The following is a 22,509-nucleotide window of genomic DNA, read 5'->3' as shown; positions in this document are numbered from 1 at the left end:
GAATACAACAAAGAAGAGTGGTAATACTTTTCTTTTGTCAAATATTGGCTGCTTATTTTTTTGAATTCCCTAAAAATGGATTATATTCGCGTAATCGATTGCGCAAATTATATAAAAAATGACAAAACACGAATTCAGATACGCTGCAAATCCCGTAGATGCTAGGAAATATGGGACAGAAGAATTACGTAGGGAGTTTTTAATAGACAAGCTTTTTGTTGAAAATCAGATACAATTGACCTATTCAATGTACGATCGTTACATTGTTGGGGGTGCTATGCCCGTTAATGAAGATTTGAAATTAGAGACGATACCATACCTTAAGTCCAAGAATTTTTTGGATAGAAGGGAATTGGGTGTGATAAATGTTGGGGCAAAAGGAAAAGTGACTGTTGACGGGGAAGATTATGAGCTCAATACCAAAGAGGCACTCTATGTGGGTAAGGATTCAAAAGATGTTGTTTTTTCAAGTTTAGGGGAAGGGCAACCTTTATTTTATATAAATTCTGCCCCGGCACACAAAAGATTCCCGACAAAAAAAGTCGGTGCGAAAGATGCTGAAGTTGTGCAATTGGGTGATGAAAAGTATGCCAACAAAAGGGTGTTGAACAAGCTTATTGTAAATAGTATTGTAGAAACATGCCAATTGCAAATGGGACTCACTGAACTTTTGCCGGGCAATGTATGGAATACCATGCCGGCACATACCCATAGTAGGCGTATGGAAGCTTATTTCTACTTTAATTTGGAAGAGGGTCAGGCCATATGTCATTTTATGGGGGAACCTCAGCATACACGCCATATTTTTATTGAAAACAATCAAGCGGTTCTATCACCTGAATGGTCAATTCATTCAGGGTCGGGTACCTGTAATTATTCCTTTGTTTGGGGAATGGCGGGGGAAAATTTGGATTATGGTGATATGGACGTATGTGCACCTAACGAATTGAAATAATACATATATCATGAAAAGTTTATTTGATTTAAGTGGAAAAAGGGCACTGGTCACCGGTGCAGTACATGGTCTGGGAATGGCCATGGCCAAAGGATTGGGGCATGCGGGTGCCGAGCTGATCGTAAACAATAATTCGGCCGATATGTTGGTAGAGGCCAAAAAGGAATATGAAAAAGAAGGGCTTAAGGTTCATACGTATGTATTTGATGTCACTGATGATAAAGAAGTAGAAAAGCATATAGATTTAATTGAAAATGAAGTAGGCCCCATAGATATTTTGATTAATAATGCCGGTATCATTAAGAGGGTTCCCATGCAGGATATGGAGACCAAGGATTTCGAAGCGGTAATAGATGTAAATTTAGTAGGACCCTTTATCGTTTCTAAATATGTGGGCCGAAAGATGATTGCCCGTAGAGCAGGTAAAATCATCAATATCAATTCTATGATGAGCGAATTGGGAAGGGATACCGTTTCGGCGTATGCGGCTTCAAAAGGCGGATTAAAGATGTTGACCAAAAATATGGCTACCGAATGGGCAAAATATAACATTCAGACCAATGGTATTGGGCCTGGGTACTTTGCAACTTCGCAAACGGCACCTATTCGGGTGAACGGACATCCATTCAATGATTTTATAATCAGTAGAACCCCTGCTGCCCGTTGGGGAGATCCTGAAGATTTGGTCGGTGCGGCGGTATTTTTGGCATCAAAGGCAAGTGATTTCGTTAATGGTCAGATCATATACGTTGACGGAGGTATTTTAGCCACAATAGGAAAACCAGCTAACGAGTAGAAAAGTATTAAATATGGCTTCAATAAAGACGTTTATAAACGACGATTTTCTGTTAGAAAATAAATACGCACAGGAACTTTATCATACCTATGCCAAGGATCAACCTATAATAGACTACCACAACCACCTGCCGCCTAACGAGATTTCAGATGACAGGGTTTTCGGTAATATGACCAAAGTATGGATCAATGGCGATCACTATAAGTGGCGGGCCATGCGTACATTGGGTATAAAGGAAAAATTCATTACAGGTGATGGGTCCGATAAGGAAAAATTCATGCATTGGGCCAAAACCGTGCCTTATACCATGCGTAACCCACTATATCATTGGACACATTTGGAATTGGCCAGATATTTTGACATCTATGATCTTCTAAATGAAAATTCCGCTGAGAAAATATATGCAGAAACAGCTGATAAATTAGGCTCCCAAGCATATAGCTGTCAAAACCTCTTGAGAAAGGCCAACGTTGAGGTCGTTTGTACGACCGAGGACCCCACGGATAGCTTGGAACACCATCAGGCAATAGCTAAAAAAGACTTGGATTTTAAAGTGAGTACGGCTTTTAGGCCTGATAAGGCCATTTTTATTTCCCACGATGGGTATAACGATTACATAGATGCTTTGGCCAAAGCTTCTGGCCAAGAGATCAATACCTATGGTGAATTGTGCGAGGCACTGGAAAATAGAATAGCCTATTTCGATAAAAACGGTTGTAAGCTTTGTGATCACGGATTGGATAAAATGTATTTTGAGTCATATACCGAGTCTGAAATATTGGCGATTTTCGCCAAGAAAAGAAGTGGTAAGGAACTTACGGGTGAAGAGACCTCAAAATTTCAAAGTGCTATTTTATTGTTCCTGTCAGAAACCTACCATAATTACGGGTGGGTACAACAATTCCACTTAGGGGCATTAAGGAACAACAATGCACGTATGCATAGGTTACTTGGCCCTGATACCGGTTGGGATTCCATCGGGGATTTTCCCCAGGCCGAAAAGTTATCCGCTTTCTTGAATACATTGGATAGTAAGGATAAATTGGTTAAGACCATCATTTACAACCTGAATCCGGCCGATAATGAGGTTATGGCTAGTATGATCGGTAATTTCAACGATGGAAGTATAAAGGGTAAAGTGCAGTTTGGGTCCGGTTGGTGGTTTTTGGATCAAAAAGACGGGATGACCAAGCAAATGAACGCTCTTTCGAATATGGGATTGATAAGCTGTTTTATAGGAATGCTTACAGATTCCCGTAGTTTCCTTTCATTTCCTAGGCATGAGTATTTTAGACGTGTTTTATGCAATCTTTTTGGTGCCGAGATCCAAAATGGGCAATTGCCAAATGATATGGAATGGGTAGGGAAGATTATTCAGGATATCTCATATCACAATGCAAAAGAATATTTCAATTTTTAAAAAATCATAATCCAACTAAACAGTATGAAAAAAGTAGTAACATTCGGTGAAATCATGCTTCGATTGTCCCCTCCGGGATTTTTAAGGTTCTCACAAACCAATAGTTTTGATGTAGTATATGGTGGGGGTGAGTCTAACGTTGCCGTTTCTTTGGCGAATTACGGAGTGCCTGTTGATTTTGTTACACGCCTTCCTAAAAATGACATCGGGGAGTGTGCTCTTATGGAGATGAGAAAAAGAGGAGTGAATACACAGAACATTGTTTTTGGTGGTGATCGTTTAGGGATTTATTTTTTAGAAACCGGTGCGGTAAGCCGAGGTAGTAAGGTGGTTTATGACCGTGCACACTCGGCCATTTGTGAGATCAAACCGGGAATGATCGATTGGGAAAAAGTATTTGATGGTGCCGGTTGGTTTCATTGGACAGGTATAACCCCGGCAATTTCCCAAGGTGCTGCGGATGTTTGTCTTGAAGCTGTTAAAGTGGCCAGTGAAATGGGAATCACTATATCTACAGATTTGAATTATAGGGCCAAATTATGGAATTACGGTGGTGATCGTGAGGCCATCATGACCGAACTTACTTCCTATTGTGATATTATTTTAGGTAATGAGGAAGATGCCGAAAAGCATTTTGGAATTCATCCGGAAGGTTTGGATGTGCATAAAGACGGTCATGATGTAAAGGCAGAGGCTTTTCTTTCTGTTTGTGAACAAATGATGAAAAAATTCCCCAAAGCAAAAAAAGTAATCACTACTTTAAGAGGGTCAATATCGGCATCCCATAACACTTGGGCAGGTGTTCTCTACGATGGTAAGAAAATGTATGAGACCCGCCAATACCAAATAACCGATATCGTGGACCGCGTCGGTGGTGGGGATTCTTTTATGGGAGGATTGATCTACGGTCTTTTACAATATCCTGATGACGATCAAAATGCGTTGGACTTTGCCGTAGCGGCTTCTTGTTTAAAGCATACTATAAAAGGTGATGCGAATTTAGTAACTGTGGATGAAGTTGAAAAATTAATGGGAGGTGATGCCTCAGGTAGGGTAGCACGTTAATAAAAGAAAACAAACATTATGGCACAATACTCAAGATTACATGTTGCAAAAGTGATGGAAGAAACAGGGATGATTCCTTTGTTTTACCATTCCGATATCGAATTGGGAAAAAAAGTACTAAAGGCCTGTTATGACGGGGGAGCCCGTTTAATGGAGTTTACGGCAAGGGGCGATTTCGCTTTCGAGGTATTTTCAGAATTGAACAAATACGCTATTAAGGAATTACCAGGAATGATCATGGGAGTTGGTTCCATTACCGACGCTGGTGCGGCCAGTATGTTTATGCAGATGGGGGCCAATTTTATAGTAACACCTTCATTAAGGGAAGATATTGCTATCGCTTGTAATAGAAGAAAAGTACTTTGGTCTCCTGGATGTGGGTCATTGACCGAAATTAACCGCGCAGAAGAACTTGGCTGTGAGATCATTAAGTTATTTCCTGGTTCTACTTATGGTCCAGGCTTCGTAAAAGCGATTAAAGGGCCACAACCATGGACAAGCATTATGCCTACTGGAGGGGTTAGTACAGAGGAAAGTAACCTTAAAGGTTGGTTCGGAGCCGGAGTAACATGTGTGGGAATGGGGTCGCAATTGATTTCTAAAGAAATATTGGAAACCAAAAATTATCAACTACTAACGGCTAATGTGAAAGCTGCCCTAGATTTAATTAAGGATTTGAGAAAGTAGAATAAGGATTTAATATTTTGCAAAAGAATGTTTTAAAAAGTAGTTCAATAATAAAGATAAAACCAAACAGGAAAGAAATGAAAGACAACCCTCAAAAAATAGGAACCTATCGCTATAGGATTTTAGCGCTGTTGATGTTCGCAACGACCATTAACTACTTTGATAGGAGTATTATCGGTGTAATGGCGCCTACCCTGGAAAAAATGTTTCACTGGACCAACAGTGATTATGCGAACATAATGATTTCATTTAAGGTGGCTTATGCTGTTGGGTTGCTTTCGATGGGAGGTTTGATCGATCGTTTGGGCACCAAAAAGGGATACACATTATCTATCGCTATTTGGAGTATATTCGGAATGTTGCATGCCTTGGTACGTCCGGGTTTCAGCGTGATCGGATTCGCCGCTGCCCGTTTTGGTTTAGGATTTGGTGAAGCTGGGAACTTTCCGGCAGCCATTAAAACAACTGCGGAGTGGTTCCCTAAAAAAGACAGGGCTTTTGCTACCGGGCTTTTTAATGCTGCAACAAGTATTGGTGCTATAGCCGCTCCTTTTGTTATCGGTTGGATCGTTCACGAAAATGGACAAAACTGGCAGGTTCCATTTTTACTTACAGGTGCCCTAAGTGCCATTTGGGTAGGATTATGGCTGAAAATGTATAAGAAACCGGAAGTTCATCCTAAGGTTTCCAAAGAGGAACTAGCTTATATTCAGAGCGATTCCGTTGCAGAAAACAATGAGAAATTACCTTGGAAAAGTGTTCTGGGAAAACGTCAGACATGGGCATTTGGCTTGGCTAAATTAACCGATGCCGTATGGTGGTTTTATCTTTTCTGGGGAGCCAAATTCTTAGCTGCCACTTTTGATGTGAATATTAAAAATATTGCGTTACCGTTCTTCGTAATCTATATTTTGGCTGATGGTGGTAGTATTTTTGGAGGATATCTTTCCGGGGCGTTCATGAGAAAAGGATGGACCGTTAATAAGGCTAGAAAGATTACACTACTTATATGTGCCTTGATTATCCTTCCAGTGAGTTTTGTCGCGATTACGGAAAGTAAGTGGATAGCTATATTTTTAATTGGTCTTGGTGCGGCAGGGCATCAAGCTTGGTCGGCCAATATTTTCACCCTGGTTTCTGATGTATTTCCAAAAAAAGCGACAGCTTCGGTTGTCGGTATTGGGGGTATGATAGGTGCTGTCGCCGGCATCGTTGCTGATAAGGCCTTGGGGTCGGTATTGGATCAGGCCGGTAATACCGGGTACTTTTGGGCATTTTTGATTGCTGGTTCCAGTTATTTGATCCTATTAGGTTTTGTGCACTTGTTAATGCCCAAAATGAGGCCGTTGGATGAAAATTTAAATCTTATTAAGGAATAATATTTTTTGGTGTAAGAGTTTAATAAAAAGTAAATGATAGTATTAAATAGGGCAAATCTTGGTTTAGAAGAAAAGCACCCTATCAAAATTGTTCAGTTTGGTGAGGGAAATTTTCTAAGGGCTTTTGTGGATTATGCTGTTCAGAAATTGAATCAAGAAGTGGACTTCGATGCAGGTATAGCTGTAGTTCAACCTATTGATAGGGGAATGGTAACCATGCTGAATGATCAAGATGGTCTTTATACCCTTTTTACAAAAGGAATCAAGGGTGGCCGGGAAGTTGAGAAAAAAGAACTTATTACGAATATCGTAAAGGGGATAGATCCATATACCCATTTTCAAGATTTTTTGGATTTGGCCAAAGAGGAGCAACTTCAATTTATAATATCGAACACTACTGAAGCGGGTATAGCATATGTAGCATCGGATGCTAGGGATATGACACCTCCAAGTTCGTATCCTGCCAAACTTACTGTGTTACTGCATGAGCGTTATCAGTATTTTAATGGGGCAGAAGAGAAAGGGCTTACTATTATCCCATGTGAGTTGATCAACTTTAATTCGGATACTTTAAAAAAGATCATACTCGATTATATTGATCTATGGAAGCTTGGGGAAGGTTTTAAAAATTGGGTTTTAAATGCCTGTACCTTTCACAATACTTTGGTAGACCGAATTGTACCTGGATATCCTCGGGATCAAATAGAAGCTTATAATGCTCAATTGGATTATGAGGATAAGTTACTCGTGAGTGCTGAAACTTTCTTTTTATGGGTTATTGAAGGTGATGAAAGGTTAAAAGAAAAATTGCCTTTTCATAAAACGGATCTAGATGTCAAAATCGTAAAGGATATGCAGCCTTTCAGAACCCGTAAGGTGCGCATATTAAATGGTGCACATACGGCAATGGTACCTTTCTCAATATTGTACGGGAATCAGACCGTAAAGGAAAGTGTTGATGAAAAATTCACCGGACCATTCATTCAATCAGTGGTATTCGATGAAATTATACCAACATTGGATATGGACAAGGCAGAATTAGAGGCTTTTGCAAAGGCGGTATTCGATCGTTTTAGAAATCCGTTTATAAAGCATCAGTTGTCAAGTATAGCTTTGAATTCCATTTCAAAATTCAAAGTAAGGGTACTGCCAAGTTTATTGGAGTTTGTAAAGAGAAAGAACAGCTTGCCTGTGCATTTGGTTTTTGCCTTTGCATGTCTGATCCGTTTTTATAAAGGGAATTTCGAGGGCAAGGAATTACCTGTCAATGATGACCCGGAAATCGTTGCCGAAATGAAAGGCATTTGGCAGTCTGGAAATTATAATGCCATTGCGGAAAAAGTATTGTCTAAAGCTGAATACTGGGGAGAGGATCTTACACAGGTTAATGATTTGAAAAATCATATTGCAAAAGCATTGCAACTTCTCGATGAGAATGGCATAAAAGAAAGTTTTATTGCATTTAAGAACATGTAAATAATCATTTATGCGAAAGTTGATCAAGGTTCAGAATGAAGATAATGTAGCAGTCGCTCTTGTTGATTTAAAGCAAGGGGAGAAATTACGTTTTGAGGGTGATGAGCTTGTAATTTTGGAAAATACCAAAGCCAAGCACAAAATATCCTTGGTCGAACTACAACCTAATGATAACATCTACATGTACGGCGTCCTAGTAGGTAGGGCAGTCACCCATATAGATAAGGGAGGATTGTTGACGGTTGGGAATGTCAAACACCAAACCAACCCTGTAAAGGAAAAGACTACTAGCGTTTCGTGGACGGCACCATCTATTGAAAAATGGAAGGATAGGACTTTTATGGGGTATCATCGGCCCGATGGGCAGGTGGGTACCGAGAATGTTTGGTTGTTTTTTCCGTTGGTGTTTTGTGAAAACAGGAATATCGAGGTCCTAAAAGATATTTTTGAGAAAGAACTTTCAATAAGTAAAGTCAGTAAGCAACAACAGTTGTTGCGAGACCTTATTAGCGGTAATACCGCTGATGTTCCTGTATATGAAGGTGGGCAAAAAGCTATTAATCTGGAAAACATCAAGATCAAGTTCATTACCCATCAAGGAGGATGTGGTGGAATCCGTCAAGATTCGGAGACTTTGGCCAAATTATTGGCAGGTTATGTGAAGAACCCGAATGTAGCCGGGGCAACGGTATTGAGTTTAGGGTGTCAAAACCTTCAGGTCGATATCTTTAAAAAAGCATTGTCTAGTATTGATCCTGATTTAGAAAAGCCCGTGCTTATTTATGAACAGCAACAAATGGGAACTGTTGACCATATGTTGAATACGATTATAAAGGAGTCTTTCGAGGCCATAAAAACGGCAAATGGAATAGAACGAAGACCTGCTCCCCTTTCTAAATTGAAGATGGGATTGGAGTGTGGTGGTTCTGATGGATTTTCGGGCATATCCGCCAATCCGGCATTGGGGTATGCCTCCGATATTTTAGCGGCATTGGGGGGCTCTCCCATACTTTCCGAATTTCCGGAGTTATGTGGGGTTGAACAAGAACTTGTGAATCGATGTGTAAACGAAGAGGACGGCCAACGATTTATGCAATTGATGCATGATTATGAAAAATCGGTGGTGAATGCGGGGTCTGGTTTTGATATGAATCCGTCTCCCGGAAATATAAAAGATGGTCTCATTACCGATGCGATGAAATCCGCGGGAGCGGCGAAGAAAGGAGGTACTTCTCCTGTAGAAGCGGTTTTGGATTATACGGAATACGTTACTAAACCAGGTCTTAATTTACTATGTACTCCGGGTAATGATGTTGAAAGTACCACGGGTTTAGTTGGTTCAGGAGCTAATATCGTTTTGTTTACTACCGGTCTGGGAACACCAACTGGCAACCCGATAGCCCCTGTGTTGAAAATTGCATCAAATAGTACTTTGGCAGAACGTATGCCCGATATTATCGATATAGATACAGGAGGGGTAATTAGTGGGGAAAAATCAATTTCCGAAATGGGAGAAGAGATTTTGGAGTATGTCATTAAAGTGGCAAGTGGCGAAATCGTGTCAAAGGCCGATTCTTTGGGCCAGGATGATTTTATCCCATGGAAAAGAGGGGTTTCCTTATAAATCAGAATCTAATTTCATCGATGATTTACGTATTTTGAGGCTAGGGGTTAACACTACTTGCTTTTCAATCTTTATATCATCCTCATTAATTTGTTCCAAGAAGACTTTTGCCGCTGTTCTGCCCATTAGCAAGGGAGATTGATCAACAGAACTTATCGTTAATTCCATGAATTGGGTAAACGGGTCATTACTGAAACCTACTACACAAAAGTCTTCGGGAATACGTACATTGATAGACTTTAAATGTTGAATCGCCCCTAAGGCGCAAGGGTCACTTGCCGAGAAGATGGCATCTGGCGGATTCGCAAGCTCCATTAGCTTTTTGGTCGCTTCCTTACCAGCTTCGATGTCACTTTCAATGGTTACTACATGGTTCATGTTGAATTTGATTCCTCCATCTTTCAAAGCCTGTTTATAGCCTTGAATTCTATTTTCATATATTTCCAAGGATCGGTCAACGGTAAAATGAGCGATTTTCTTGCAACCTTGGTCAATTAAATGTTTGGTCGCTTCGTATGCTCCTTGGTAGTCATCCAATGTTACCGAACTTGCTCCTTTAACATTGATTTTACGATCGTAGAATATAAGCGGAATGTTTTTTTTCAATATTTGGTTAAAATGCTCCGTATTCTTTGTTTCTCGGGATACGGATATGAGAATCCCGTCTACCTGAGCATTTAAAAGGTTTTGAATAACATCTGCTTCCTTTTTCTCATCCTCATGGGTTTGACAAATAATAACATTATATCCCATAGGATTCAATTCTTCCTCGATGCCATGTATGACATTGGAAAAAAAAGTTCGGTTTATATAGGGTAACACTACTCCAACATTCTTGCTCTTTCCGCTTTTTAGGGCCATAGCCAACCTGTTGGGCTTGTAATTTAACTCCGCAGCAGTCTCCAATACCATCCTTTTGGTATCGTCACTTATCCTAGGATTGTTGTTTAGTGCTCTGGATACCGTTGCGGCAGTAATATTCAATGCTTTGGCGATATCGTATATGGTGGTTTTCTTACTCATTTATTTTTTGGTCAAAGAAAGGCATAATACAGTTAAAATAAATCAAAAATGTGTTATCGATTACAATATAAGTATTTGTTGTATAAATGTACTGTATTTATTGAATAAATAGTGTTTAGCAATGGGTTGTATTTCATTTAGGACAACTTTGAATCATTAAATAAAGAATATAGAGGGTGTTATTTTGTTAAAAACACATTTTTACATCCAAATATTTTGTTAAATGCCAAATTATTTCTTAGTATTGTGCAATCGATTGCACGTTGTACAATAATTTTTTAGAATAAATTCTATGTCACAAAACACATTCTATAAGTTGCATTGGGTTAAGGGTTTGGTTTTGTTAGGTATTGTTTTGTTTGTCGTTTCGTGTAGGCAAAATGAAAGTCGAACATCGGATCCATGGAAGCAAATGGCCCAGATAGTTGATTCCATAACATTACCTGTTTTTAAGGGCGATACCCTTAGTATTCTAGATTTTGGAGCTGTTGCTGACGGGGTTTATGACAATACGGATGCTTTCAAAAAAGTAATGGGTGCTTGCTCCGAAGCTGGTGGTGGCATAGTGTTGGTCCCAAAAGGAAAATTTTTGACAGGACCCATACATTTAGAAGATAATGTCAATTTGCACTTGGAAGCAGGATCTGAAATATTATTCAGTAAAAATTTGGATGACTATTACCCTCTTGTCCATACATCTTATGAAGGTACTGAACTAATGAATTTCTCACCATTGATTTACGCTTACGAAAAAAAGAACATCGCCATCACTGGTAAAGGGGTGTTAAATGGTCAAGCAGGTAATGATTTTTGGTGGCCATGGTGCGGAAAAGATAGTTATGGTTGGCAAGAAGGCGATCCAAAACAGCATTCTTCCTTAAAAAAATTAAAGGAGGAAATGTCAGAGGTCGATGTTCCAGTGAATCAAAGGATATTTGGAAAAGGTGAATTTCTTAGGCCATCGTTCATTGAGCCTTTTTCTTGTGAGAATGTACTTGTACAAGGAGTAAAGATAATTAATGCCCCTTTCTGGGTTATACACCCTATCAAATCTATTAATGTTACGATTGACGGAGTTGTTGTTGAGAGCCATGGTCCAAACAATGATGGTTGTGACCCGGAATATTCGAAAAATGTCTTGATAAAAAATGCTGTCTTCAATACGGGGGATGATTGTATTGCCATTAAATCTGGAAGAAATGAGGATGGAAGAAGAGTGGGTATAGTCAGTGAGAATATCATAGTACAAAACTGTAGAATGATAGATGGCCATGGGGGTGTGGTCATGGGTAGTGAGATCTCGGCAGGGGTAAGAAACATCTTTGTAGAGGATTGTATAATGGACAGTCCAAATTTAGATAGGGCCATCAGGATCAAGACCAACACCAAAAGAGGGGGCTTTGTCGAGGATGTTTATGTGCGAAACATCAAAGTAGGGGAAGTAAAGGAGGCTGTTCTGAAAATCAATCTTTTCTATGGAATATATGGAGCTCAAGAAGGGGATTTCATACCTAGGATCCAAAATATAAATCTTGAGAATATAACTGTTGAAGATGGCGGGGAGTATGGTGTTTTGGCTAAGGGATATAAAGAGGTGCCGATTAAGGACATAACATTGAAGAATGTTACGATCAAAAAAGTGGACTCGGCATACTCAGTTGAAAACGTAACTAATTTAAACTTTATCAATACAATAATCAATGGAAAATTAATGAAAACTCTTAGTGATTAACTAAAAGATTAACTTAACTAATTAACAATTATGAAAATTAACTTATCAAAAGGAAAATCCTTTAAATGGATTTCTGCCAGTGCCCTTTTTCTTTTTCTACTGGTCGTAGGGAATGTACAGGCGCAACAGGGGGAAACGGTTAGCGGTTTAATAACCGAAGCCGGAACACAAGGCCCGCTTCCAGGGGTTAACATCGTGGAAAAGGGTACTACTAATGGTACTCAAACAGATTTTGATGGTAATTATTCAATTACCTTAACAACGGACAATGCTGTATTGGTATTGAGTTATTTGGGTTATTCGACCCAAGAGGTCAGCGTTGACGGAAGAACCCAGGTGAGCGTAACCTTACAGGAAGATACCCAGGCTCTTGAAGAAGTGGTTGTTGTAGGGTACGGTACACAAAAAAAGTCCGACCTTACTGGTGCAATTACTTCGGTTGGTACCGAGGCTCTTACCGAGCGAAATACTACAAGTCCTTTAGAAGCTATCCAAGGTAATGTGGCCGGGGTTCAAATATCATCCTCTACGGGTCGTATCGGAGATGGTTTCGACATTGTGATCAGGGGTAAGAATTCTACAACAGGGGATTCAGAACCCTTATATGTAGTTGATGGCGTGCCAACGGATGGTATCGACTTTTTAAACCCTCAGGATATTGCCCAAATAGATATTTTGAAAGATGCTTCTTCTACGGCTATTTACGGTTCAAGAGGTACAAATGGAGTGGTTATAGTAACTACAAAAAGTGGTACTTCTGCGAAAGGAGGGATTAATATTTCCTTTGATTCATATTTAGGGGTTAAGGAAACGGCCCGGTTACCTAAAATGATGGGTGGTGAGAAATGGTGGTATTACCACCAATCTGCTTATTTGGCAACAACTGCTAGTGATCCTATGACCATATCACCCGAACTGTTACAGGAGAAAGTCGTTGGAACTGCCAATTCAGTTTTAAAACAACGTGCGGACAATGGTCAGGTATTTGACTGGTACGATGCGGTTTTAAAGACTGGGATCCAGCAGAATAACTATTTGAATATTTCTGGAAGGGCCGATAACGGACTTTCTTATAATATTGGTTTTGGACTTCAAAATGAAACAGGAAACATTGAAAATGAGGAGTTGGACAAGTATACCTTTAAAGTAGGGGTTAATCATCGAATCAGTGATAAATTTTCTACTGGTATCAATTTGACAATGGCACATACCATTCAAAATGACGGAAGTGATTTGGCTATGCGTGAGGCATTTAGATTAAACCCGTTCTTAACCCCTTACGCCATTGATGACAATGGAAATGAAACCAACGAGCTTTTTCCACAGCCGGGTAAATTGGTGTTTCCAACCAGTGGAGATTATGCCATTAATAAAACAAGTACTTATAACCCGCTATTGGAAATCGAGAACTCAACCGATGAGTATAGAAGGTGGAACGGTATAGGTAACGTGTTTTTTCAATACAGTCCTTTGGAATGGTTGAGCTTTAAGACTACGTATTCCGCAGGTTTGAATACAGAACGTAGGGGTAGGGCATGGGGAGCCATGACCAATACAGGTATTGGTAACGATAATTTGCCATCTTCTGAATTGACAAAAGAAGAAAGCTTCAATTATAGTTGGGATAATCAATTCAATATCGATTATACCTTTAATGAAAAGCACAATGTTAAGTTATTGGGACTTCAGAGTTTATATTCCGATCGTTACGAAAGTTCATTTTCGAGCTCAAGAAAACAACCTTTTGATACTGGTTTTTATAATTTGGGTTCTGGGGAACAAAGCACGTTCAACCTCAATTCAGATTTTGTAAAGCAAACCTTGAGTTCTTATGCTGTTAGGTTAAACTATTCCTATGATAATAAGTATTTGTTGACCCTATCCAATAGATGGGATGGCTCTTCGTTGCTCTCTGAAAGTAAGAGATGGGATTCTTTCCCATCGGCCGCTGTAGCCTGGAGAATCAGCGAGGAATCTTTTATGAAAGAACAAGGAACAGTTTCCAATTTAAAGTTGAGGGCCAGTTTCGGTTATACCGGGAACAATAACATAGATGCTTACAAAACAAAGAACATTTTGGATCAATCTACTTATTATGATTTTGGAGGTAGTGCCGCAAACGGTTTTTTACCTTCTTCATTAGCTAATGCCTATTTAGGTTGGGAACGAACTAGGGAATTGAATGTAGGTGTTGATTTCGGCTTCTTGAGAAATAGGATATCGGGTAGTGTGGATGTTTATGATAGATTGTCAAAAGATTTATTGGAAGATCTAGCGTTGCCTTTGGAAACGGGATATTCCGTGATTACTTCGAATACGGGGTCAGTGAGTAATAAGGGGGTGGAAGTTGCCCTTAGAACACTCAATGTTGATACAGAGAATATTTCTTGGGAAACATCATTTACGTTCACCAAGAATACCAATACTTTAGAATCCTTTCAAGGCCAAGATGAATCAGGTTTGGTTTTCGCAACCGACGAATCAAGGGTTTGGAGAATCATCGGGGAGTCATTGGATGCCCAGTACAATTATAAATTCGATGGTATATGGCAGGCCGATGAAGTTGCCCAGGCCGAGTCTTACGGTCAAGGCGAAGGTCAAGCGAAAGTCGTTGATTTCAATGGGGACGGTGTAATTAGTCCAGGGGAAGGTAAACTAGGAATAGATAATGATCGCGTGGTTTTAGGTTCATCAGATCCTAAATGGTCGGGTAGTGTATTTACGAGACTACGTGTAGGTAATTTTGATGTTTCAGCTTCGGCAATTACCAATCAAGGTGTTTTTGTCTATAGTGAGTTCCACCAAAATTTCACTGATGTTCGGGATAGGGGACGTCAAAAATTAGACATAGCGGACTGGTACATTCCTGCAAATGGAGCAGATATTCCAGCACAGTACTCGAATAGTTATCCGCAAGCTAGGAATGCTGGTCAGTACTGGAGGAACGATCAAGTAGGGTATTATAGGGATGCTTCCTTTGTTAAGGTCAAGAATATCGCCCTAGGCTATACTTTTGAGAAGAACACCTTGGATAGATTGGGATTAAAATCACTAAGGATTTATGCTAATGTCCTAAATCCATTTGTATTTACGGATTATGATGGTTACGATCCAGAATGGGCTTCTGCAGGTTACGAAATAGGTAGGGTCAGTTCTATTACATACCAATTAGGGCTAAGTGTAAAACTTTAAAAAAAAAACGATGAAAAAAATAATAACCATTTTAGGATTTTTAGGATTGATCCTTACCTCTTGTAGCGATTATCTGGAAGAGGAAAACCTAGCAAATGCAACGGCAGAGACTTTTTATTTGACAGAATCGGGCTTTGAAAGTTTGGTCAATGCCAATTATGCCCAACTTAGGGAAATTTATGGGGAGGAAGCTTTCATGTTTTGTTCCGGTACCGATCTCTATGCTCCAGGTAGGACCGAAGAACCACCTGGGTTAAGTCAATACACCCAGTTAAACGCTTCATCTGAAGGTGTTGATCACATTTATAGAACGGCATATAAAGCCATTCAAACTGCCAATACCGCTTTGTATTATTCGGAACAGACCGAACAGACTACAAATTTAGCGGCCCGGATCGGTGAAATCAAGTATTTAAGGGCAAATGCCTATTTCTTATTGGTTCAGACCTATGGTGGGGTTGGTATAGTAACGGATTTTATAGATAGTCCCGTTTTGGAATTTGACAGGAGTTCGGCAGAAGAGGTTTATGATTTGATTATTACCGATTTGACCGAAGCCTTAGGTTCGGTCTCCTCTGGAGATTTTAGCGGAAGGGTGAACCAAAGGGCCGTTCAACACTTACTGGCTAAAGTATATTTGACTAAAGGATATGAATCATTTGGATCTTCCACGGATTTTTCCACTGCGGCAGATTATGCTGATGATGCTATTAACGGGCAAGCATTGAATTTGACCTTCGAGGAACTTTGGACACCAAAGAATGACAAGAATGAAGAAGTGATATTCTCCGTGCAGTATGATGGGTCATCAATAAGCACTGATCCCACAGTTTTGGGTAATCGCCAAGCATCTTATTTTGGACCTTATTTAGGAGGTTCCGAAGTGGCAGGTGATGCACCATTTAGAACGTATAACCTTTGTCCAACTGATTTTGCCTTAAGCTTGTACACCGAAGATGATACCCGCTGGGAAGCCACTTTTATGAATGAGGTGTTTGAGAGGTATTTCGACTATTACGATGAAGGTCCAGACAGCGGTTTGCCCATTACCGATTTTTATGAACCACAATGGTTCACAACAGCTGACAGCTTGGCTTACGTTACAACCCATGCTTTAACTCAGGATTTCGAATATCATTCCTATGGTACGCATTCCGCGCAAGTGGTAAGTTTGGATTATGAAACTATCCCAGTTAAGAAATTCGATGATCCAGAAGCACAATTCGGTGAAGAAACAAGCACTCGGGATATTATTCTCTCAAGACTTGGGGATACTTACTTAATAGCTGCGGAAGCCTATTTGCAAGCATCAGATCCAACAACTGCTTTGAACAGGCTCAATGTTGTCAGGCAACGTGCAGGTGTCGCTCCAGCGGAAATCGGTGATTTGGATATTGATTATATTTTGGATGAAAGAGCTCGTGAACTTCTAGGGGAATATCATAGATGGTTTGATCTAAAACGTACTGGAAAATTAGTGGAAAGGGCTTCACTTCATCATTATTTGATTCAAGAAGGCAATTTTGCAGGAGCCGGAGGGGAACTTAAGATTTTAAGGCCAATTCCCCAAAAGGCCTTGGATTTAAATTTAAATAAAGATTTTGCTCAAAATCCCGCTTATAATTAGAATTATCGTTTGAGTTAGTTTAATTCAGGGATTTGGTGAAAGTGATTTTATCAGATCCCTTATTTAACTTAAATAGGAGCATACCTTAAAGACCTGTTCTATTTGTCAATTTCGGATTCATAGTGCATATGTGTCCAGATTAAAAAATATTCAATAGCATGAAAAAAACAGCACTTCTTTTATTTCTATTTTTAATGATATTATTTGCTTGTAAGGAAGAGCCTAAAACCAAGGTTCTTTCAAAGGAAACTACCCAAAATCAAATGGGTGCAAAAACCTATGCAGAGATATCCATTAAAGAGGGTGGTCAATGGGAAGGGAAAAAATATGTTGGTGAGGCCTTTACGTTCAAAAATGTTGAATTCCTGAAAGCACCGGACAGTCTTACGGATCATTCATACTATGTTCGTTATGAAGGTCCTGGATGGGAAAGTAATAAGGTTGGGTACCGTTTGTACTTGGATTGGAGAAATGCCATTGATATTTTCGGAAAAAAGGTTGATACCATGGTGCTATCCAAAGTAGGTTTGGATAATTATGATTCGTATCATGAGGACAGTGAGTGGGGGCAAGATATCCTTAAGGCCGGTAAATCCTTGGGTATAGGGTCGTATGGTCTTTTTGATGGGGATAATAATGTGGCCCATTTCAATAAGGTAGATTCCACTACGGCTAGGATAATGAATACGGAAGGAGGATCCGGTGTTGTTGTCGATTATTACGGATGGACCGTTATGGATAACACCATGGACCTAAAAGCGGAACTTTTCATTGAACCTGATTCACGAATGACGAAGGCTACTTTAACCCCTTCAAAGAGTACTTTGGGTCTTAGTACCGGAATCGTAAAGTTTGAAGATATAGACCTTGTCAAAAAGGAAAGTAAAAATGGGAAATGGGGCTATATAGCTACATATGGCGAACAGACCTTGGTTCCCGATCAATTGGGAATGGCCATTTTTTATAAAGTCCATGATGTTGAAAAAATATCCGATTCCGAGTTTGACCATTTGGTGGTTTTTAATCCTACTAACGAACCGATTACCTATTATTTTGCCGCGGCATGGGAAAAGGAAAAGGACGGTTTGAAAAATAAAACCGAATTTTTCACTTATCTAGATGAATCGTTGACCTTACTAAGCCAATAAAACATTTATGACACATACTAAGCACTTTTTTATTACGATTAACCATTCTTTTACATGCTTCATGTTTGTATTCTTATTGATACAGACATTAACAGCCCAAGAAAAAGTGTTCACTATCGAGAATTGTGTGAACACTTTTGATTTGGACAAAAAACACACGACTGAAGTCGGTTACCAATATTGGTTCGCCGATAAGGATTTATTGGATGGCAGAACGTTGAAAATGAGTGTTGTTGAACCTAATAAGGCAACACATGCGCCACACAAACACCTAGAGGATGAGTTTTTTTTCATTTTGGAAGGATCGGCGGAGTTTTTTCTAGATGGAAAAACGGTTACCGTTCCACCGTATACGAGCTTATACTGTCCTCCGAATATAATGCATGGGATACGAAATGTTGGTGATACGCAATTAAAGTATTTAGTCATTAAAAAATATAACAGGGATTAGAATGAATGCTTTTAGCCATAAGTTTATGAAGGTTGGATTTGAAATCGTCGGATTGGTTCTGTTCTTATTGTTGTCTTTTGGCTGTAAGCAATCAGTTAAGGCACCCAATGAGCAGGAACCTTTGAATCCTATGGTCATTTCAGATAGTTTGCCGTGGTCTGAACGTATGGCACTTTCGGTAATAAAACGTCATCCAGAGGCATGGCAGACAGAAAATGATTCGGTTGTAAAATGGAATTACAAGATAGGACTACTATGTACATCATTCGAAGAGCTCTTGAAGAAAACCGGAAATATAAAATACAGTGATTATGTGGAGGCGTATTCCCAAAAAGTCATTGATAGTTCTGGTCAAATCCTGAATTACCGGTTGAAGGATTATAATATAGACATGATCAATTCGGGTAAAATGCTTTTTTACCTTTATGATAAAACGAATGACGAGCGTTATCTACATGCCTTAACGACCCTTAGACAACAATTAAAGGGACATCCCCGGACAAAATCTGGTGGATTTTGGCACAAAAAGATATATCCCAATCAGATGTGGTTGGATGGGTTGTATATGGGAGCCCCATTTTACGCGGCTTATAACACTCGTTTTGAGAATGCCGATAAAATTGATGACATCGTTAAACAATTCAGGTTGGTGTACCAAAATACCTATGACCAAGAAACCGGTTTGCTCTACCATGCGTGGGACGAAAGTAAACAAATGGAATGGGCGGATAAACTAACGGGTAAATCCCCAGGTTTTTGGTCAAGATCAATGGGTTGGTACATGATGGCCATGGTAGATGTACTTGATTTTATTCCTGAGGAACATCCAGGACGCGATGAAATCATAGGTTATTTAAATAAGCTATCGGGGGCTTTGGCCAAGCATCAGCATAATACGGGTCTTTGGTACCAAGTTACCGACCTACCAAATAAAGAAGGTAATTATTTGGAGGCCTCTGCTTCATGTATGTTCGTTTATGCATTTGCTAAAGGGCATACAAAGGGTTATCTCCCTGAAAAGTATTATTCCTTGGCCCAGAAAGCATTTAATGGCATTGTTGGTGAATTGGTGAAAATAGAAGAAGATGGTGAAATTCATTTGACCCAAATTTGCGGTAGTGCAGGCCTGGGAGGTAATCCATATCGTGACGGCTCTTTTGAATACTACGTTGGTGAGACGATAAAGACTGATAATCTGCATGGTACCGGCCCTTTCATTTTAGCAGCACTCTCACTAGACCAATAATATTTTAGACAAAAAACACACATCCAAATGAATAAAATTTATCTTCCAATCGTTATTCTTCTCTTCTTCTTTTGCAACTGCAAGGAAGCTTCAAAAAGTAAGGATTCAAAAAACACATCCGTGGAAATGTCGGTCCCGACCAATCTAAAATGGTCAGAACGTATGGCTCTTTCGGAAATACATCGTTTCCCGGATCCAACCCTACTCGATTTCCAAGAGAAATCAAGATGGAGCTATACTAACGGTTTGGTCCTACAGGCCATGTCAAGGGTATATACTCAGACAAAGAACGAAAAACTATATGACTATATCTATGATTATGGTAATCGTATGATCAATAGTGATGGTAGTATAAAAACCTATAAATTAAGTAATTACAATTTGGATATGATCAAGTCCGGGGATGTCACTTTCTACTTGTATCAAAAAAGCAAAGAACCGAGATTTAAAGCGGCGATGGATTCCCTACATCTTCAGTTAGAAGGTCAGCCAACTACTTCGGAAGGTGGTTATTGGCATAAAAAACGCTATCCTTATCAAATGTGGTTAGACGGTGTTTTTATGGCGGAACCATTTCATGCGAACTATGCGATGGAGTTTATGGACGGATCTGAAGCCGAAAAAGTTTTGGATAAAATAGTATTGCAGTTCGATCTTATTGAGAAATATAATAAAGACCTTAAAACGGGACTGTATTACCACGGATGGGATGAAAGTAAAGCGCAGAGATGGGCAGATAAGGAAACCGGACTTTCAGAAAATTTTTGGTCACGGGGTATGGGTTGGTACGGTATGGCATTGGTAGATGTCTTGGATTACCTTCCAGAGAACCATCCTGGCCGGGATCGTATTATTGGGTATTTAAATGGGTATGCTGAGGCCATTGTAAAGTATCAGGATAAGACAGGTGCTTGGTATCAAGTACTTGATATGCCCGAAAAAGAAGGAAATTATTTAGAGGCAACGGGTACATCTATGTTTACCTATACCTTGGCAAAAGCCGCCAATAAGGGGTATATCCCTCCAAAATATCTCAATTATGCCAAGAAAGGTTTTGAGGGCATTATAGAGCAGTTTATTACCATTGAGGACAATGGGGTCATTAACCTGAATAAATGTTGCGGTGTGGCCGGTTTAGGTGGAGATCCGTACAGGGACGGTAGCTTTGACTACTATATTAATGAGATCATTCGTTCGAACGACCCCAAGGGTACCGGTCCATTTATATTCGCAGCATTGGAACTTGATAAATAAAATATAGCCACATGAGAAATTCTAGAAGAAAATTTTTGACATCAATAAGCATGTTGGCAGCAGCCAGTGCTTTTCCAGTTCAATCTTTTGGTTTTGGAGAATCAAGGAAACTTAAGGTCGTACTTGTTGGGACCGGTATCCGTGGCACGAGTTTTTGGGGTAAAAGATTGGTGGATGAATATTCCGATATCTTGGAGTTTGTAGGTTTAAGTGATGTGAATTCGGGTAGATTGAACTATGCTAAGAAATATATTGGCGTTACATGTCCCTTGTTCACCAATTTTGATGAAATGCTGAAGAAGACCAAACCGGATTTGGTTATCGTGACCACGGTTGATGCCACCCATCATGAGTTCATTATCAAGGGATTGGAAAATGGTTGTGATGTATTAACGGAAAAACCACTTACAACCGATGCGGACAAGGCTCAAAAAATACTGGATGCAGAAAGAAAATCTGGAAAAAATCTAATCGTCGGGTTCAATTATCGATGGAGTCCATATAATACCAAAATCAAGGAGCTATTGATGAACAATACGATTGGGGATATAACGTCGGTTGATTTTCATTGGTATTTGAACACCTATCATGGGGCTTCTTATTTTCGGAGATGGCATGGTTTAAAGGATAAAGGAGGTTCCCTATGGGTACATAAGGCCACGCACCACTTTGATCTTCTGAACTGGTGGTTGAATGCAGACCCAAGTGAGGTATTCGCATATGGTAATTTGGAACATTATGGTTCAAATGGACCATTTAAGGGTGCAAGTTGTAGAACCTGTGAGCACAAGGCAAATTGTGAGTATTATTTCGATATCACCAAGAACCAAAGATTAATGGATCTATATGTGGCCAACGAAAACCACGATGGTTATATCAGGGATAATTGTTTGTTTAGGGACGAAATAGATATTTATGATAAAATGTCGGCACAGATCAAATATGCCAATGATGTTACCGTAAATTATTCATTAACCACCTATTCACCTTTTGAAGGTTGGAGGATAGCCTTTAACGGAACAAAAGGTAGGATTGAAGCATCCTTGGATATACCCTATAACATAAATACCAACGTTGACCAAGCAGAAATGCATGCCAAGGAAATGGAGCAAAATGCCGTGGAAGAGGCGATGTCAGAAAACATAATCGTACATAAACTTTGGAATGATTTTGACACTATAACGGTTTCTACTGAGAAAGGTGGCCATGGAGGAGGGGATAAACGTTTGCATGATAAAATATTCAAAACCCCGGAAACAGAAGATCCTTATGCCAGATCAGCAGGGATCAGGGATGGTATCATGTCCATACTTATCGGAATTGGTGCGCGAAATAGTATTGAGACGGGGAATCCGATCAAAATAGGGGAACTAACCGATTTGGTTCCTCAGGCCAAGAGAATAAAAAGTATCAAAAAATAAGGATCACTTTTAG

The 22,509-nt window shown here is 39.6% G+C and carries 17 protein-coding genes; 16 read left to right on the top strand and 1 reads right to left on the bottom strand.

Features of this window, described 5'->3' with window-relative positions:
- Positions 1-118 precede the first annotated feature (118 nt).
- The 8 genes from kduI (at position 119) to GJ691_RS00625 (ending at position 9,402) form a co-directional block, all read left to right on the top strand.
- Positions 119-955 carry a 5-dehydro-4-deoxy-D-glucuronate isomerase gene (kduI, locus tag GJ691_RS00660; protein ID WP_154362730.1) on the top strand — a complete coding sequence of 279 codons (837 nt, stop codon included), beginning with the start codon at positions 119-121 and terminating at the stop codon, positions 953-955.
- A 10-nt stretch (positions 956-965) separates the two neighbouring features.
- On the top strand, positions 966-1,751 hold the full coding sequence (locus tag GJ691_RS00655; RefSeq protein WP_154362728.1) for a gluconate 5-dehydrogenase: 786 nt from the start codon (positions 966-968) through the stop codon (positions 1,749-1,751).
- Between the two features lie 13 nt (positions 1,752-1,764).
- Complete coding sequence (gene uxaC / locus GJ691_RS00650) at positions 1,765-3,171, top strand: glucuronate isomerase (protein WP_154362726.1); 1,407 nt, start codon at positions 1,765-1,767, stop codon at positions 3,169-3,171.
- Positions 3,172-3,195: 24 nt separating this feature from the next.
- Positions 3,196-4,236 (top strand): sugar kinase, encoded by a 1,041-nt coding sequence (locus GJ691_RS00645; RefSeq protein WP_154362724.1) that lies wholly within the window; start codon positions 3,196-3,198, stop codon positions 4,234-4,236.
- Positions 4,237-4,254: 18 nt separating this feature from the next.
- Positions 4,255-4,923 (top strand): bifunctional 4-hydroxy-2-oxoglutarate aldolase/2-dehydro-3-deoxy-phosphogluconate aldolase, encoded by a 669-nt coding sequence (locus tag GJ691_RS00640; protein ID WP_154362722.1) that lies wholly within the window; start codon positions 4,255-4,257, stop codon positions 4,921-4,923.
- A gap of 77 nt (positions 4,924-5,000) precedes the next feature.
- A complete protein-coding gene (locus tag GJ691_RS00635) occupies positions 5,001-6,302 on the top strand; it encodes an MFS transporter (RefSeq protein ID WP_154362720.1) in 1,302 nt (433 codons plus the stop codon).
- Between the two features lie 33 nt (positions 6,303-6,335).
- The gene (locus GJ691_RS00630) at positions 6,336-7,778 is read left to right on the top strand and encodes a tagaturonate reductase (protein ID WP_154362718.1); all 1,443 of its coding nucleotides are present in this window, start codon (positions 6,336-6,338) and stop codon (positions 7,776-7,778) included.
- Positions 7,779-7,788: 10 nt separating this feature from the next.
- Positions 7,789-9,402 carry a UxaA family hydrolase gene (locus GJ691_RS00625; RefSeq protein WP_154362716.1) on the top strand — a complete coding sequence of 538 codons (1,614 nt, stop codon included), beginning with the start codon at positions 7,789-7,791 and terminating at the stop codon, positions 9,400-9,402.
- Here GJ691_RS00625 and GJ691_RS00620 read toward each other — a convergent pair.
- The gene (locus GJ691_RS00620) at positions 9,397-10,425 is read right to left on the bottom strand and encodes a LacI family DNA-binding transcriptional regulator (RefSeq protein WP_154362714.1); all 1,029 of its coding nucleotides are present in this window, start codon (positions 10,423-10,425) and stop codon (positions 9,397-9,399) included. The two genes, GJ691_RS00625 and GJ691_RS00620, sit on opposite strands and share 6 nt — an antisense overlap.
- A gap of 292 nt (positions 10,426-10,717) precedes the next feature.
- Here GJ691_RS00620 and GJ691_RS00615 point away from each other — a divergent pair, with 292 nt between their 5' ends.
- The 8 genes from GJ691_RS00615 (at position 10,718) to GJ691_RS00580 (ending at position 22,496) form a co-directional block, all read left to right on the top strand.
- The gene (locus tag GJ691_RS00615) at positions 10,718-12,157 is read left to right on the top strand and encodes a glycoside hydrolase family 28 protein (RefSeq protein ID WP_154362712.1); all 1,440 of its coding nucleotides are present in this window, start codon (positions 10,718-10,720) and stop codon (positions 12,155-12,157) included.
- Positions 12,158-12,187: 30 nt separating this feature from the next.
- A complete protein-coding gene (locus GJ691_RS00610; RefSeq protein WP_154362710.1) occupies positions 12,188-15,349 on the top strand; it encodes a SusC/RagA family TonB-linked outer membrane protein in 3,162 nt (1,053 codons plus the stop codon).
- A gap of 10 nt (positions 15,350-15,359) precedes the next feature.
- Entirely contained in the window at positions 15,360-16,976 is a 1,617-nt protein-coding gene (locus GJ691_RS00605) for a RagB/SusD family nutrient uptake outer membrane protein (RefSeq protein WP_154362708.1), read from the top strand.
- A gap of 158 nt (positions 16,977-17,134) precedes the next feature.
- Complete coding sequence (locus tag GJ691_RS00600) at positions 17,135-18,124, top strand: DUF4861 family protein (protein WP_154362706.1); 990 nt, start codon at positions 17,135-17,137, stop codon at positions 18,122-18,124.
- A gap of 61 nt (positions 18,125-18,185) precedes the next feature.
- The gene (locus GJ691_RS00595; RefSeq protein WP_154362704.1) at positions 18,186-18,575 is read left to right on the top strand and encodes a cupin domain-containing protein; all 390 of its coding nucleotides are present in this window, start codon (positions 18,186-18,188) and stop codon (positions 18,573-18,575) included.
- Between the two features lie 25 nt (positions 18,576-18,600).
- On the top strand, positions 18,601-19,821 hold the full coding sequence (locus GJ691_RS00590; RefSeq protein ID WP_154362702.1) for a glycoside hydrolase family 88/105 protein: 1,221 nt from the start codon (positions 18,601-18,603) through the stop codon (positions 19,819-19,821).
- A 27-nt stretch (positions 19,822-19,848) separates the two neighbouring features.
- Positions 19,849-21,075 (top strand): glycoside hydrolase family 88/105 protein, encoded by a 1,227-nt coding sequence (locus GJ691_RS00585; RefSeq protein WP_154362700.1) that lies wholly within the window; start codon positions 19,849-19,851, stop codon positions 21,073-21,075.
- An 11-nt stretch (positions 21,076-21,086) separates the two neighbouring features.
- Positions 21,087-22,496 carry a Gfo/Idh/MocA family protein gene (locus GJ691_RS00580; protein WP_154362698.1) on the top strand — a complete coding sequence of 470 codons (1,410 nt, stop codon included), beginning with the start codon at positions 21,087-21,089 and terminating at the stop codon, positions 22,494-22,496.
- The last annotated feature ends 13 nt before the right edge of the window (positions 22,497-22,509 follow it).

It is taken from the genome of Maribacter luteus (assembly GCF_009674825.1).
Classification (GTDB): domain Bacteria; phylum Bacteroidota; class Bacteroidia; order Flavobacteriales; family Flavobacteriaceae; genus Maribacter_A; species Maribacter_A luteus.
This window is presented reverse-complemented; position numbering and strand designations above follow the sequence as displayed.

What these genes read in the sequence shown, in the direction of transcription:
- kduI (WP_154362730.1), top strand. Translation starts at nt 119, where the DNA reads ATGACAAAACACGAATTCAGATACGCTGCAAATCCCGTAGATGCTAGG.
- GJ691_RS00655 (WP_154362728.1), top strand. Translation starts at nt 966, where the DNA reads ATGAAAAGTTTATTTGATTTAAGTGGAAAAAGGGCACTGGTCACCGGT.
- uxaC (WP_154362726.1), top strand. Translation starts at nt 1,765, where the DNA reads ATGGCTTCAATAAAGACGTTTATAAACGACGATTTTCTGTTAGAAAAT.
- GJ691_RS00645 (WP_154362724.1), top strand. Translation starts at nt 3,196, where the DNA reads ATGAAAAAAGTAGTAACATTCGGTGAAATCATGCTTCGATTGTCCCCT.
- GJ691_RS00640 (WP_154362722.1), top strand. Translation starts at nt 4,255, where the DNA reads ATGGCACAATACTCAAGATTACATGTTGCAAAAGTGATGGAAGAAACA.
- GJ691_RS00635 (WP_154362720.1), top strand. Translation starts at nt 5,001, where the DNA reads ATGAAAGACAACCCTCAAAAAATAGGAACCTATCGCTATAGGATTTTA.
- GJ691_RS00630 (WP_154362718.1), top strand. Translation starts at nt 6,336, where the DNA reads ATGATAGTATTAAATAGGGCAAATCTTGGTTTAGAAGAAAAGCACCCT.
- GJ691_RS00625 (WP_154362716.1), top strand. Translation starts at nt 7,789, where the DNA reads ATGCGAAAGTTGATCAAGGTTCAGAATGAAGATAATGTAGCAGTCGCT.
- GJ691_RS00620 (WP_154362714.1), bottom strand. Translation starts at nt 10,425, where the DNA reads ATGAGTAAGAAAACCACCATATACGATATCGCCAAAGCATTGAATATT.
- GJ691_RS00615 (WP_154362712.1), top strand. Translation starts at nt 10,718, where the DNA reads ATGTCACAAAACACATTCTATAAGTTGCATTGGGTTAAGGGTTTGGTT.
- GJ691_RS00610 (WP_154362710.1), top strand. Translation starts at nt 12,188, where the DNA reads ATGAAAATTAACTTATCAAAAGGAAAATCCTTTAAATGGATTTCTGCC.
- GJ691_RS00605 (WP_154362708.1), top strand. Translation starts at nt 15,360, where the DNA reads ATGAAAAAAATAATAACCATTTTAGGATTTTTAGGATTGATCCTTACC.
- GJ691_RS00600 (WP_154362706.1), top strand. Translation starts at nt 17,135, where the DNA reads ATGAAAAAAACAGCACTTCTTTTATTTCTATTTTTAATGATATTATTT.
- GJ691_RS00595 (WP_154362704.1), top strand. Translation starts at nt 18,186, where the DNA reads ATGTTTGTATTCTTATTGATACAGACATTAACAGCCCAAGAAAAAGTG.
- GJ691_RS00590 (WP_154362702.1), top strand. Translation starts at nt 18,601, where the DNA reads ATGAAGGTTGGATTTGAAATCGTCGGATTGGTTCTGTTCTTATTGTTG.
- GJ691_RS00585 (WP_154362700.1), top strand. Translation starts at nt 19,849, where the DNA reads ATGAATAAAATTTATCTTCCAATCGTTATTCTTCTCTTCTTCTTTTGC.
- GJ691_RS00580 (WP_154362698.1), top strand. Translation starts at nt 21,087, where the DNA reads ATGAGAAATTCTAGAAGAAAATTTTTGACATCAATAAGCATGTTGGCA.